The following is an 11,199-nucleotide window of genomic DNA, read 5'->3' as shown; positions in this document are numbered from 1 at the left end:
GTCAACAGTGGCGACGGGATCAGCGTCGAGACGAGAACGGCAACGGGGCCGGTGACGGGACCGGCGACGGGGATGAGATCGGCGACGGGGCCGGAGCGGGGGCCGGTCGCGTGCGGCGCGTCAGTGGGCGGACACGCCGGGGTGGTACTTCGGCAGGCGGACGCTGACCCTGGTGCCGGCGCCCTTGCCCGTCTCGGCCACCAGGCCGTACTCGTCGCCGTAGACCTGACGCAGCCGCTCGTCCACGTTGGCCAGGCCCACTCCCCCGGCACCGGAGCGCTCGTCGGCGTCACCGGCCAGGATGCGGCGCAGGCGGTCCGGCTCCATGCCGACACCGTCGTCCTCCACGCTGATCCGGCACTCGGCGCCCGCGTCCTCGGCGATGATCGAGATCCGGCCGGCGCCGGACTTGTTCTCCAGGCCGTGCCGGACGGCGTTCTCCACCAGCGGCTGCAGGCACAGGAACGGCACCGCGACCGGTAGCACCTCCGGAGCGATCCGCAGCGTGACCTGGAGCTGGTCGCCGAAGCGGGCCCGTTCCAGGGTGAGGTAGCGGTCGATGGAGCGCAGCTCCTCGGCCAGCGTGGTGAACTCGCCGTGCCGCCGGAAGGAGTAGCGGGTGAAGTCGGCGAAGTCCAGCAGGAGCTCGCGGGAGCGGTCGGGGTCGGATCGGACGAAGCTCGCTATGGTCGTCAGCGAGTTGTAGATGAAATGCGGGGAGATCTGCGCGCGCAGCGCCCGGACCTCGGCCTCCATCAGCCGTGTCCTGGACCGGTCGAGCTCGGCCAGCTCCAGCTGGGAGTCCACCCAGCTCGCCACCTCGTGGGTGGCCCGGACCAGGCCCGCCGAGGCGTGCCCGCCGTAGGCGGCCAGCGAGCCGACCACCCGGCCGTCGGTGGTGAGCGGCACCACGACCGCGAACCTGATCGGGCACTCGGGGATCTCGCACGAGACGACCTCCGGGCCGAGCACCTGGGTCCGGCCGCCGGCGAGGGTCTTGGCGGCATGCGTGAACGCCTCCCTGGCATGGTGGTCGCCCTCACCGTCGTAGACCAGCAGCCGCTCGCCGTCGGTGATCGCCAGCGCCGGGGAGCCGAGCAGCTCGCGCAGGTGCCGGGACGCCTTCTGGGTGCCCGCCTCGGTTAGCCCCGCCCGCAGCGGCGGCGCGGCCAGCGAGGCGGTGTGCAGGGTCTCGAACGTGGCCCGCTCGGCCGGGCTGCTGCCCAGCTCCCGCCGGCCACGCAGGACCCGCCACAGCACCAGGGCCGGGACACCGACCAGAGTGGCGATCAACAGCACGGCGACGACGGGTTCCACGTCCCGGACCCTATCCGCCCAGGTTCGTGAGCGCCTCCTCCGGCGGCCTGCCCGGCGCCGAGGATCGCGCACGGGGGCGGTACGGCCCGCGCCCTCCGTGGCCCGATCCCCGTCATGACCGGGCTCCACCGTCCCAGGGGTGACCGTTGACCGGCCCAACACCTTTACGTTGTAGATCATTAAATGCGTGGTCGGCCGGGCCGGTCCGCCGTGCGGTGGCGGAGATCGGACGTCGTTACGGAGCGGACATCCGGGTCCGCTTCCCGCCAGCCGCGCCCCGGAGCAGGTCGGCATCCTTTGGGAGCCCACCCGTCTCTGGGGCCCGTCTCGATCCTCCAATCCGGAAGGCTGTCCCGTGTCCACCGGCACCACCACCCCTCCTCCCGTCACCCGCGCGCCCACCGTGCGCCGCGACTTCGGCCTGCTCTGGACGGGCCAGTCGCTGTCCCTCTTCGGTGACCAGTTCATGACGCTGGCGCTGCCGCTGCTCGCGGTCACCGTGCTGGAGGCCACCCCCGCCCAGGCCGCGTTGCTGCCCTTCGCGCTGTTCCTGCCCTTCCTGCCGCTCGGCCTGCCCGCCGGGGCGATCGTGGACCGGCTGCCGCGCCGCGTCACCATGCTGGTCTGCGACGGCGTGCAGGTAGCCACCTTCGGCGGGATCTGGGCGCTGGCCGCCACCGACGCGCTGACCTTCCCCCTGCTGTTCTGCCTGGTACTGGTGAGCGGCTGCGCGGTGGTGTTCTTCCAGGTCGCCTACACCTCCTACCTGCCCGGCCTCTATCCCGATCCGCGTGATCTGCACCTGGGCAACACCCGTCTGGCCCTGTCGGAGTCGGCCTCCAGGGCCCTGGGCCCGATGGCCGCCGGGCCGTTGATCCACGCGCTGGGCCTGGTCGGCGCGCTCGCGGCCAACGTGCTCAGCTTCGCCGTCTCGGTCACCTCACTCGCGCTGATCCGGCACCGGGAGCCGCCGCGCGCGAGCGCCGTACGGGAGCGCGGCTGGCTCCGCCGCGACATCGCCACCGGGCTCCGTTTCGCGCTCGGCCACCCGATGGTGCAGCCGCTCCTGATGTGCGGCACCACCTATGTCCTGTTCCTCAGCATGGTCGAGACCAGCCTGGTGCTGTACTGCCGCAACGTGCTCGGCCTGACCCCGCAGTGGATCGGCGTCGTGATCGGGGCCGCCGCGGCCGGCTACCCGATCGGCAACCTGCTGTCGGCCCGGCTGATCCGCCGGTTCGGCACCCCGCGCACCCTCCTCGGCGCCGCCCTGGTATCGGTCCTGGGGATCGTCTCGATGCCGGTCCTCGGCTCTGTCGGCGGTACGGCCGGAGCGGCCGGGCTGGTCGCCGGCAGCATCGTGCACTGCGTGGGCGAGGGCGCCTTCAGCCCGACGTCGCTGACCCTCCGGCAGACCGAGACGCCCGCCGAGCTGCTCGGCCGGGTGGGCGCGGTCCACCGTTTCCTGATCTGGGGCGCGATGGCCCTCGGCAGCCTGCTCGCCGCCGGGGCCACCGCACTCGGCGGGCTGTCGGTCGCCGTGTGGATCGGCGCCCTGGGCACCGTCCTGTGCCTGCCCGCCCTCCTGCGGCGGGGCCTGCGCGCCGCCGTACTGGAACGGACCGCGTGACGGCGCTCCGTCCACCCCGGAGCGCGGTGACGCCGGGCGCCCCTGGCCGTCTCTTGGGCTCAGGGATCCGGTCCGAGGGCCTTGCGGATGCGGAGGGCGTAGGACTCGGCCTCGGCGGGCTCGTCGTATCTGGTGCGGGGCCAGAAGAAGCCGCGCAGGCCGTCCTTGGGGTTGCGGGGGACGACGTGGACGTGGAGGTGGGGGACGCTCTGGCTGATCCGGTTGTTCATCGCGACGAACGTGCCGCCCGCCTCCAGGCCCTGCTCGACGGCGGCGGCGACGGACTGGACCCGCCCGAAGAACGGCCCGGTCAGCGGGGCCGGCAGGTCGGTGAGGGTCTCGACGTGGGTCCTGGGCGCCACGAGGACATGGCCTTTGAAGACCGGTCGCGTGTCCAGGAAGGCCACGGCCACGTCGTCGGAGAGCACGACGTGGCCCGGCTGCTCCCCCGTCCCGATGGCGCAGAACAGGCATTCTCCGGCTGGCATCACATCAGGATAGGAGCCGGCGGGCGGCGCGGACGATCGCCTCGTCGACCATCCGGCCCTGGGCGTCGGTCACGACTCCGGTGCCCGCCTCCTCGAAGCGGGCGATCAGGTCGCGGGCCCGGACCAGCTCCTCCTCGGTGGGGGTGAAGACCTCGTTGACCACGGCGACCTGGGCGGGGTGGATGCAGGTGCGGCCGCGGAAGCCCAGGCGTTTCAGGGCGACGGTGGAGGCGCGCAGGGCGTCGAGGTCACGGAAGTCGGTGCTGATCGGGGCGAGGGGCGGGGCGAGCCGGGCCGCCGCCGAGGCCAGCACGACCTGGGAGCGGGCCCAGAGCAGCTCACGCTCGTCGGGGCCCGTCTCGACGCCGAGGTCGGCGCGGAGGTCGGCCTCGCCGATCTGCAGCCGGGAGACACGGGGCGCCCGGGCGATCTCCGGCGCAGCCAGGATCGCCCCGGCGCTCTCCAGCAGCGGGCAGACCTCGATCGAGCCCGCGGGCAGGCCCTCGGCGGCCTCGGCCTCGCTCAGCACGGCGTCCACGGCCGCCACCTCGGCGGCCGACTCGGTCTTCGCCACGCAGACGCCGCGCACCCCCGGCAGGGCCACCGCCCGCAGGTCCTCGTGGCCGTCCTGTCCCGGGTTCACCCGGACGTAGATCTCGGGGCCGCCGGGACCCAGCCCGCGCAGCCAACCGGCCACGGCGGTGCGGGCCGCGGCCTTGTGCGCGGGCAGGACGGCGTCCTCCAGGTCGACGATCAGGGAGTCGGAACCCCGGCCGAGGGCCTTGGCGAGCTTGTCGGGCTGGTCACCCGGGACGTACAGCGCGGATCGGATCACCACCCGACCCTAGCGTCACCGCGGATCGGCCCGCCGTGGCGGCACCGGGCTCACCAGCCCACCTTGGCGTCGCCGGAGATGAGGGATCTGGCGATGACCATCCGCTGGACGTCGTTGGTGCCCTCGCCGATGGCCATCAGGGGCGCGTCGCGGTAAAGGCGTTCGATGACGAACTCCTGGGAGTAGCCGTAGCCCCCGTGGATCCGCATGGCCTCCATGGTCGCCCGGAGCGCGACCTCCGAGGCGAAGTATTTGGCCATCGCGGCCTCGGAGGTCACCGCGCCGCTCTCCGAGCGGGTGGCCGCCCAGTAGGTGAGCAGCCTGGCCGCCTGGATGTCGGTGGCCATGTCGGCGAGCTTGAGCTGGACGGCCTGGAAGTCGGCGATGGGCCGGCCGAAGGCGTGGCGCTCACGCGAGTAGTTCAGCGCGGCGTCGTAGGCGCACTGGGAGATGCCGACCGCGCGGGCGGCGATGTTGACCCGGCCGAGTTCGAGGGCCGACAGCGCCTGCTGCATGCCCCGCCCCTCGACCCCGCCGAGCAGCCGCGACACCGGGACCCGGACGTCCTCCAGCACGATCTCGCAGGTCTCGGTGCCCTTGTAGCCGAGTTTGGGCAGGTCCCGGCTGACGGTGTAGCCGGGGGTGCCGGCCTCGACCAGGATCATGGACATGCCGCGGTGCGCGGGCTCGGTGACGGAGGTCTTGACCAGGACGGGCATCGGGTCGGCGTGGCGGGCGTTGGTGATCCACGTCTTGGTGCCGTTGATCACGTAGTGGTCGCCGTCGCGGACCGCCCGGGTCTGGATGCCCTGCAGGTCGGTGCCCGCGGCGGGTTCGGTCAGCGCGATGCCGGTACGGCGGGCGCCGGTGGCCAGGTCCGGGAGGTAGGCGGCGCGCTGCTCCTCGGTGCCGTGCCGGGCGATCATCCAGCAGGCCAGCGAGTGCGAGCCGAGCACCCCGGCCACCCCCATCCACCCGCGCGCGATCTCCTCGAAGACCAGCGCGAACGACACCCGGTCCAGCGCCAGCCCGCCGTACTCCTCGGGGACCGTCATCCCGAACAGGCCCAGCTGCCTGAACCGTTCGACGATCTCGGTGGGGTAGCGGCCCGTCCGCTCCCACTCCGAGGCGACCGGCACGATCTCCTTGTCCACGAACTCCCTGAGCGTCCGGCGGAACAGCCGCTGCTCGTCGTTCAGCTCGAAATCCATGGCGGGGTCCTTTCGAACACGGGGAAACCGGCGGCCGTGATCACGGGACCGCGGGTGCGGGGCCGAGGCTCCCCCACGGCCCGGACGCGGGCCTCATGCGGACGCGGGCCTCATGCGGACGCGGGCCTCATGCCGTCAGGGGCCCGTTCTTGGCCTGCGGGAAGTAGTTCTTGTCGTGCGGGGCGTCGCGGCGGTAGACCATCACCGCGCGGCGCCAGGACATGACCTCGTCCCCGTCCTGGTTGAGCCCGCGCGTGCGGCAGGTGACGATCCCGGCGTAGGGCCGCGACCCGGACTCCCGCTTGTCCACCACGATCGACTCGGCGTAGAGGGTGTCGCCCAGGAACACCGGGTGGGTCAGCTTGATCTCGTCCCAGCCGAGGTTCATCAGCGCGGTCTGGCTGACGTCGATCACCGAGATGCCCAGGACGATCGCCACGGTCAGCCCGGAGTTGACGATGACCTTGCCGACCGGGGCGCGTCCGGCGAAGTGGGCGTTGAAGTGGTTCTGGTTGGTGTTCATCGTCAGCAGGGTGAACCAGGTGTTGTCGGCCTCGCTGATCGTGCGGCCGAGCGGGTGCTGGTAGACGTCACCGACGACGAAGTCCTCGTAGTACCGGCCGAGGCCGGGTTCGTGCACGGTCACGGATCTCTCCCGGGACGACGGAACCCTGACGCTAATAGTCTGACGTTTTGATGGTCAATGGCTTGCTTGGTGGTTTCCACGCGGACGTCACACCGGCGGCCCGGCGGGCCCCGGCGGCGGGGGTGGGCACCGTCGGCGGGATGAGGCCTACTCCTGGGGCTCCACGCTGGGGTAGTAGGCGGTCCGGAGGTTGTCCAGGTGTTCCTGGGTGGCCCGCCGCGCCCCCTCGGCGTCGCCCGCCTCGATGCGGCGCAGGATGCCGCGGTGCTCGCGGTCGATGCCGTCGAGAGCGGCCCGCGGGGCGCGGTCACGGACGAAGCGGCCCTCCAGGACCTCGAAGACGGGCCGGGCGACGACCTCCAGCAGGGGGTTGCCGGCGGCGCGGAGCAGGACGATGTGGAAGTCGCGGTTGGGCTCGAAGACCTCGCCGGGCCCCCGGCCGCTCGCCCCGGCGATGCAGCCGCGCAGCCGCTCCAGGTCCGGCCCGGTACGGCGCAGCGCGGCCAGGCCCGCGGCCGGCACCTCCAGCAGTTCGCGGATCTCCATCAGCTCGTCGACGCCCACCCGCATCAGGTCGAAGCTGGTCTCCAGGTAGGCGCTGATGTGGTCGGGGTCGGGGAGGGCGACGTAGCTGCCCCCGGCCACCCCCCGGACGGTCCTGATCAGGTTCTGGCTGGCCAGCAGGCGCAGCGCCTCACGGACCGTGCTGCGGCTGACGCCGTACCGGACGCACAGGTCGGGCTCGACGGGCAACCTGTCCCCGGGCTGGAGCTCCCCGGAGACGATCCGGTCGCGCAGGTCGGCCGCGATTGCCTGGTAGGCGGTCACATCCAGTGATCGTAGGCGACACCGGGCGGCCCTCCGGCGCGGCACCGCCCCGGCCGGCCGGGGCGGGCGGGCATCCGGACGTCAGGACAGGCGACGCCACCCGGACCTCGGGACAGGCGGCACGGAAGGCCGCCGCCCGGCGCCGGGCCGGCCGGACTAGCATTCACAGCGATCGACATCCCCAGACCGCGAGGAGAAGCCCGGTGGACCCGGTCCCCTACGACGAGTGGCGCGCGGGCGCCGCCGACCCCGCGTTCAGCGAGTGGCTGCGCTCGCACAGCGAGCCGGGGTGGACCGCGGTGGTGACCCATCCGTTCGCCGCCTCGATCACCCGGGGCGACGTCTCCGACGACGACATGCGCCGCTACCTGGTCCAGGACTTCCAGTTCGTCGACTCCTTCACCGCGCTGCTCGGCGCGGCCGTGGCCAGCGCGGACAGCTTCGAGTCACGGGTGCCGTTCGGCCGCTTCCTCGGCGAGACCGCCACGGCCGAGGAGAAGACCTACTTCCACCGCGCGCTCGCGGCCCTCGGCGCCGCCCCGGAGGATCTGCTCTCCCCGCCGCTGGAGCCGGTGACGGCCGACTTCCGCGCTCTGATGGACGAGGCCAGGACCAGCCTGGACTATCCGCTCATCCTGGCGGTGCTGTGCGTGGCGGAGTGGAGCTATCTGGGCTGGGCGAGCCTCGCCGAGGAGCCGCTGCCGGAGAGGTTCGTCCACCGCGAGTGGATCGACCTGCACGAGGGGCCGGAGTTCCGGGCCTGGGTGGGCTTCCTCCGCGGCGAGCTCGACCGCCTCGGCCCCGGGCTCGCCGAGGACGGGCGGCTCCGCGTGCTCGACTTCTTCCGCCGCGCCGTACGGCTGGAGCTGCGCTTCTTCGACATGGCCGCGGGGGGCTGACCCCGTGGCCCCGCCGGGACGCGGGGCCGAGCCCACGCCCCCGCCGGGACCCGGAGGGCGCCGGTCTGCCTCAGGAGTCCACCGCCGTGGTGACGGTCCTGGTGAAGCGGTAGTTGCAGAACTTCTCGCGGGACTTCTGCCGGTTGAGGTGCCGGGCGAACTCCTGCTCGGTCAGCCCGTCGAAGCTGTCGAAGCCGACTCTGGCCACGGCCACGGCCGCGGCCGTTGCGCCGCGGGCCAGGCGGGCCGTGAGAACGATCCTGCCCCGGTCCGGGATCCGGCCGCCGGTGTCGCACCAGACGCCGTCGGAGTGCCCGCGGCACGGGAAGGCGGCCAGCCGCCTGCCCGTCTCGTCGAACAGGACGGCCCTGGCCGGGCCCCGGGCGCCCCGGGGGAACCTGCCGCCGACCCAGTAGGAGCCCCAGTAGGGGGCGAAGGACGGCGTTCTTGTCATGGAGTAGTCCAGGACGTAGGTGACCTGCCCGCCCGGATGGGCGCGGGGCGTGCCCTTGGCCCGCACGTCGATGGCGATCAGGGCGTCCCGCCCGCACTTCTTGACGGCGCCGAGGCAGGCGGCCTCGACGGGCGCGATCGGGGACAGGGCCGCCGCGATGAGGGTCAGGCCCACGGCGACGCCGAAAACACGGCAGGAACGGCGCATGAGACCTCCTGGGTGTCCTGCGGGGAACGTCACCTCCACGGCGACGTCTCCGCTCCGGGATCAGGGGTCACGCGGTCCCGGCACCGGTTACGACGTCCGGGCCGTCAGAACGGTTCACGGCCGCTCGGTCCGGACGCCTCCGAACTCCGCCCGGTCCGGACGCCTCCCACCTCCGCTCGACCGGTGCGGAGCCGCGGGCGATCGGCCCGCTCGGCCCGGCGGGTGTGCCCGGCCGGGAGGGAGATCCCGGGCGGGCGGAAAGGAGGGGGTCCGCCGCTCGCCCGGGAAACGGTCAGATTACCCCGGCGACCCTGGGCTTGGCTCGTCCCACCCGCTCCCCTGTCGAGCAAATCGTCATGGCACCGGCCGCGGCCCCGGCCGTCCCGCCCGGACCCGGCCGCCGCACCCTCCACACCCGGCCCCGGCCCGGCTGCCGGGGGCCGCCCGCCCGCGGCCGGAGCGTCTCGGTGCCCGCCATGCTCCCGGCGCCCTGTGGCCCGCCCGCCCGCGGCCGGAGCGCTCGGCCGGCGGACCGCCCCGGTAGCCGGGCCGGGCGACACCTGTCGTCGCCCGCCCGTGCCGAACCCTCCTGAGGGCGGGCAGGACCGCTCACAAGAGCGGTGCGCCTACCTCTTCCCCCGGCGGCCCCGCCGCAGCACCCGGAAGGCGACCAGGGCGAGCGCGGCCACCGCGGCGACGGTCATGACGGGGCGCTTGCCCGCCTCGGTCGTCACCTTCCCCGCCGCGTCCTTGAGCTCGACCGGGGTCATCTCCTTGACCCGGCCCACCATCTCCGGAGCGGCCTCCTTGACCCGCCCGACCATCTCGGGTGCGGCCTCCTTGACCCGGCCCACCATCTCGGTGGCGGTGCCGGCGGTGGCGGCCCCCATCCGGCGCAGATCCTCACCCACATGGGTGGCGGTCTCCTGGACACGGGCCTTCACATCGGTCTTGTGCACCAAAGCCTCCACGGTGTCGCCTAGTTCGCGGCGGTCCCTCTCGATGTCCCGCCGCACGGATTCCTTGCTGGGCTTACCGGCGCTCGTCCTGTCGGCGCCGGCCCTGTCGTCACGGGTCCCGCCGGCCACCGCCGTACCGACCTCGGCCCTGTCGTCGCGGGTCCCGCCGGCCACCGCCGTACCGGCGTCGGCCCTGCCCGCATCGGTCCTGTCGGGCTCGGCCGGACCGGGCCCGGTCCTGTCCACCGGCCGGGGCGTCCCGTCCCGCTCGGACGGCGGGAGGCCGAGATCCTCGGTGGGCCTCCCGTCGCGGCCGGGCGGCGGGACCTCCGACATCTCCGGCGCGTTGGGCGGGATGTTCAGCGATCCGCTCTCGTCGGGTGTCACGGGCTCGCCGACTTCCTTCCTGCGCGAGCCGGTGATCCCCGCCTCCTCGACATCGCGACCGGGCCTGCCCGGATCGGTCTCAGTCATCGGTGTGCCCTCTCCTTCACCGCGTCGAAGTCGTGCTTGAGGCTCTCGATGGTCCGTTCGGGGGCGGGCGGGCCGGCCTCGGTCACCTGCCGCTTGCCCAGGAGTCCGAGAACGGCGGCCACGGCCAGCAGGACCACGCCGACGACCGCCGCGGCGACCCACGCGGGCATCACCATGGCGAGCAGCAGGATCACCGCGGCCACCAGGGCGCCGCCTCCGTACAGGGCCACGACGCCGGCCCCGCCGAACAGTCCCGCGCCGATCCCCGCGTGTCTGCCCTTCTCGGCGAGCTCCAGCTTGGCGAGGCGGAGCTCGTCCCTGACGAGGCGTGAGACCTCCTCCGACAGCTGCCGGATCAGTTCGGCCGTGGACAGCGTGTCCTTGGGACTGCCGGTCATGACGTTCCTCCTCCCTGCAGACCTCTATAGGGGAAGGCGCTACCCTCTCCTGTCACGGCAAACCTCCGCCCGGCGACGGGTGATCACGGCTGGACCGGGTGCGGGCACGGGCATGGGACCGGTTCCGGCCGCCGCCCGCCGGCTCCCCGGCGGCGGCCGCCCCGCGCCGTCGCCCACGGACTCCCTCCACGAGGCGGACACGACCAAGAACACCGTCGTCGCCGGCGGCACCGGCTACGGCCTGGCCGGGGTCTTCCTGACGCGCGGCCACCCGGTCGCGCCGCGCGGCGGCCGTGGCGACCGGCGGATCAGCCGGGCAGCGGCCGCAGCATCCGGTGGGGGCGGCGCAGGGCCACGCTGACCGGGTCCTCGCGGGCGAGCTCGGCGCCGGGGCCGGGCCGCACCTCGATCTCCTCCAGCGGGGCGCGTCCCCCGCACACCGGGCAGAGCCCGTCGCGGTCGATCCGCGTGCCGCAGGAGGCGTGGAAGAAGATCCGGCGGGGGCCCGCCGAGGACAGGTTCCGCTCCCCCCACTGGGCGAGCAGGTAGACGGGGCCCCACAGCTCGCGCCCCATCGCGGTCAGGACGTATTCGTCGCGCGGCGGCGCGTCCTGGTAGCGGCGCCGCTCCAGCACGCCCGCCTCCACCAGGGCCTGCAGCCGCTGGGAGAGCACGGCGCGCGGCATGTCGAGGTGGGCGAGGAAGTCGCCGTAGCGGCGCACGCCGTACAGCGCGTCGCGGACCACCAGCAGCGTCCACCGCTCCCCGATCAGTTCCAGAGCGCGGGCCAGCGAGCAGTCCTGACCTTCGTAGTTCTTGCCGAGCGCCATGCTCCCCATGCTAGTTCATTCAC

12 protein-coding genes are annotated in these 11,199 nt (G+C 73.4%); 2 read left to right on the top strand and 10 right to left on the bottom strand.

Features of this window, described 5'->3' with window-relative positions; genetic code table 11:
• Window positions 1-120: 120 nt before the first annotated feature.
• The gene (locus J2S55_RS31235) at window positions 121-1,317 is read right to left on the bottom strand and encodes a sensor histidine kinase (RefSeq protein ID WP_306868276.1); all 1,197 of its coding nucleotides are present in this window, start codon (window positions 1,315-1,317) and stop codon (window positions 121-123) included.
• A 355-nt stretch (window positions 1,318-1,672) separates the two neighbouring features.
• Between J2S55_RS31235 and J2S55_RS31230 the strand changes: the two genes are divergently transcribed.
• On the top strand, window positions 1,673-2,947 hold the full coding sequence (locus J2S55_RS31230) for an MFS transporter (RefSeq protein WP_306868274.1): 1,275 nt from the start codon (window positions 1,673-1,675) through the stop codon (window positions 2,945-2,947).
• 59 nt (window positions 2,948-3,006) lie between these two features.
• Here J2S55_RS31230 and J2S55_RS31225 read toward each other — a convergent pair whose 3' ends face one another.
• From J2S55_RS31225 to J2S55_RS31205, 5 genes are all read right to left on the bottom strand, one after another.
• Window positions 3,007-3,435: an HIT family protein gene (locus J2S55_RS31225; protein WP_306868272.1), complete on the bottom strand. Its 429-nt coding sequence runs from the start codon at window positions 3,433-3,435 to the stop codon at window positions 3,007-3,009.
• A 4-nt stretch (window positions 3,436-3,439) separates the two neighbouring features.
• Entirely contained in the window at window positions 3,440-4,270 is an 831-nt protein-coding gene (locus tag J2S55_RS31220) for an HpcH/HpaI aldolase/citrate lyase family protein (protein ID WP_306868270.1), read from the bottom strand.
• A 50-nt stretch (window positions 4,271-4,320) separates the two neighbouring features.
• Entirely contained in the window at window positions 4,321-5,481 is a 1,161-nt protein-coding gene (locus J2S55_RS31215) for an acyl-CoA dehydrogenase family protein (RefSeq protein WP_306868268.1), read from the bottom strand.
• Between the two features lie 127 nt (window positions 5,482-5,608).
• A complete protein-coding gene (locus J2S55_RS31210) occupies window positions 5,609-6,127 on the bottom strand; it encodes a MaoC family dehydratase (RefSeq protein WP_306868266.1) in 519 nt (172 codons plus the stop codon).
• 147 nt (window positions 6,128-6,274) lie between these two features.
• Window positions 6,275-6,955, bottom strand: coding sequence for a FadR/GntR family transcriptional regulator (locus J2S55_RS31205; RefSeq protein ID WP_306868264.1), 681 nt, complete (start codon window positions 6,953-6,955; stop codon window positions 6,275-6,277).
• A 203-nt stretch (window positions 6,956-7,158) separates the two neighbouring features.
• Here J2S55_RS31205 and J2S55_RS31200 point away from each other — a divergent pair, with 203 nt between their 5' ends.
• On the top strand, window positions 7,159-7,854 hold the full coding sequence (locus J2S55_RS31200) for a TenA family protein (RefSeq protein ID WP_306868262.1): 696 nt from the start codon (window positions 7,159-7,161) through the stop codon (window positions 7,852-7,854).
• Window positions 7,855-7,924: 70 nt separating this feature from the next.
• Here J2S55_RS31200 and J2S55_RS31195 read toward each other — a convergent pair whose 3' ends face one another.
• The 4 genes from J2S55_RS31195 to J2S55_RS31180 all read right to left on the bottom strand — a co-directional run bounded on the left by J2S55_RS31195 (window position 7,925) and on the right by J2S55_RS31180 (window position 11,176).
• On the bottom strand, window positions 7,925-8,515 hold the full coding sequence (locus J2S55_RS31195; protein ID WP_306868261.1) for a hypothetical protein: 591 nt from the start codon (window positions 8,513-8,515) through the stop codon (window positions 7,925-7,927).
• Between the two features lie 626 nt (window positions 8,516-9,141).
• On the bottom strand, window positions 9,142-9,948 hold the full coding sequence (locus J2S55_RS31190; protein ID WP_306868259.1) for a DUF3618 domain-containing protein: 807 nt from the start codon (window positions 9,946-9,948) through the stop codon (window positions 9,142-9,144).
• Window positions 9,945-10,346, bottom strand: a complete 402-nt coding sequence (locus tag J2S55_RS31185) for a phage holin family protein (protein ID WP_306868258.1) — start codon at window positions 10,344-10,346, stop codon at window positions 9,945-9,947. The genes J2S55_RS31190 and J2S55_RS31185 overlap by 4 nt, the downstream gene beginning before the upstream one ends.
• Window positions 10,347-10,654: 308 nt before the next feature.
• On the bottom strand, window positions 10,655-11,176 hold the full coding sequence (locus J2S55_RS31180; protein WP_306868257.1) for a winged helix-turn-helix transcriptional regulator: 522 nt from the start codon (window positions 11,174-11,176) through the stop codon (window positions 10,655-10,657).
• Window positions 11,177-11,199 lie beyond the last annotated feature (23 nt).

The organism is Streptosporangium brasiliense, from assembly GCF_030811595.1.
GTDB classification, from domain to species: Bacteria; Actinomycetota; Actinomycetes; order Streptosporangiales; family Streptosporangiaceae; genus Streptosporangium; species Streptosporangium brasiliense.
Note: the sequence above shows the minus strand (reverse complement) of the source record. Positions and strands in the feature narration are given on the sequence as shown.

What these genes read in the sequence shown, in the direction of transcription:
- J2S55_RS31225 (WP_306868272.1), bottom strand. Translation starts at nt 3,435, where the DNA reads ATGCCAGCCGGAGAATGCCTGTTCTGCGCCATCGGGACGGGGGAGCAG.
- J2S55_RS31190 (WP_306868259.1), bottom strand. Translation starts at nt 9,948, where the DNA reads ATGACTGAGACCGATCCGGGCAGGCCCGGTCGCGATGTCGAGGAGGCG.
- J2S55_RS31180 (WP_306868257.1), bottom strand. Translation starts at nt 11,176, where the DNA reads ATGGCGCTCGGCAAGAACTACGAAGGTCAGGACTGCTCGCTGGCCCGC.
- J2S55_RS31195 (WP_306868261.1), bottom strand. Translation starts at nt 8,515, where the DNA reads ATGCGCCGTTCCTGCCGTGTTTTCGGCGTCGCCGTGGGCCTGACCCTC.
- J2S55_RS31185 (WP_306868258.1), bottom strand. Translation starts at nt 10,346, where the DNA reads ATGACCGGCAGTCCCAAGGACACGCTGTCCACGGCCGAACTGATCCGG.
- J2S55_RS31215 (WP_306868268.1), bottom strand. Translation starts at nt 5,481, where the DNA reads ATGGATTTCGAGCTGAACGACGAGCAGCGGCTGTTCCGCCGGACGCTC.